The 1,215-nt window shown below is 53.3% G+C and carries 2 protein-coding genes and 1 tRNA gene; 2 read left to right on the top strand and 1 reads right to left on the bottom strand.

Annotation, left to right across the window (positions count from 1 at the left end; all coding sequences use genetic code 11):
- The first annotated feature begins 28 nt into the window (after positions 1–28).
- Positions 29–114, top strand: a tRNA-Leu gene (locus WFM46_RS23710).
- A gap of 39 nt (positions 115–153) precedes the next feature.
- Here WFM46_RS23710 and WFM46_RS23705 read toward each other — a convergent pair.
- On the bottom strand, positions 154–384 hold the full coding sequence (locus tag WFM46_RS23705) for a DUF1435 domain-containing protein (RefSeq protein WP_103178163.1): 231 nt from the start codon (positions 382–384) through the stop codon (positions 154–156).
- A gap of 156 nt (positions 385–540) precedes the next feature.
- Between WFM46_RS23705 and fhuF the strand changes: the two genes are divergently transcribed.
- On the top strand, positions 541–1,215 hold a 675-nt coding region (fhuF, locus tag WFM46_RS23700), incomplete at its 3' end, for a siderophore-iron reductase FhuF (RefSeq protein WP_336998720.1).

The following is a 1,215-nucleotide window of genomic DNA, read 5'->3' as shown; positions in this document are numbered from 1 at the left end:
AGGCGATATCAAAAAATAAGATGACTGTGCGAAGGTGGCGGAATTGGTAGACGCGCTAGCTTCAGGTGTTAGTGTCCTTAGGATGTGGGGGTTCGAGTCCCCCCCCTCGCACCAATTATCTTATCTCTCCTGATTTTCTCTCTTTTTCTCCCGTTAGTTCAGATTCATTACCAGCACCCACATTCCCGCAATCAGCGCAACACATGATGGCAGCAGCACGAAATGCCGCAGTTGTTTATGCCAGATCATGGCGGATGAAATCAGCAAGCCCGACGCGATAATCACTTTCCAGACCGCTAACGACAGATCGGTACACGCCAGCCCGGCCATGACCATTCCCGGCAGTATCACGCCCCAGCCACTTCCCAACGCTCTGCTCAACATGATTCATCTCTCAAACCGATAATGATAACCAATATCATATGATAGATTTTCTCATTTGTCAGCGTTAAACCTGAATGTGTAAAAAGCCTTGCGCACGGATTTATCTATAGTTAGGATTGGCAATCATTATCATTTAGATTTTTATCCAGCTAACTTATGGCCACACGTTCCGCACACGCTGTTGAGAATATTATCTGGCAAACGCCACTGTCGGCCGGGCCTTCAGGGCTTGCGGACGCGATGCGTGAGGCTATCGGTCAGACGCGTGCCTATCTGCTGGATGTCATCAAGCTGGATGAACCCCATCCTCATCACGCCATGACGCTGGCGCAGTGGCAGCGTCCTGCCGAACTGCAGTCTTTGCTGGCGACCTACTCCGATCATATCTACCGCAACCAGCCCACGATGGCGCGGGAAAACAAGCCGCTGCTGTCGCTGTGGGCACAGTGGTATATCGGGCTGATGGTCCCACCGATGATGCTGGCCCTGCTGACCCAGGATGTGGCGCTGGATATTTCCCCGGAACATTTCCACGTTGAGTTTCACGAAACCGGGCGCGCAGCCTGCTTCTGGATCGACGTTCAGGAAGACAGCCAGGCAACCTCCCTTTCGGCCCGGCAGCGTATGGAAATGCTGGTGACACGCGCGCTGCTCCCGGTGGTTGACGTCCTGGAAGCGACGGGTGAGATCAACGGCAAACTTATCTGGAGCAATACCGGCTATTTAATTCACTGGTATCTGACCGAAATGAAACCCCTGCTGGGGGATGAGAAAGTGGACGCGCTGCGTCAGTCGATTTTCTTTGCCCGCCAGCTCTCCGATGGGCGTGAC

It is taken from the genome of Leclercia sp. M50 (genome assembly GCF_037150775.1).
Taxonomy (GTDB): Bacteria; Pseudomonadota; Gammaproteobacteria; order Enterobacterales; family Enterobacteriaceae; genus Enterobacter.
This window is presented reverse-complemented; position numbering and strand designations above follow the sequence as displayed.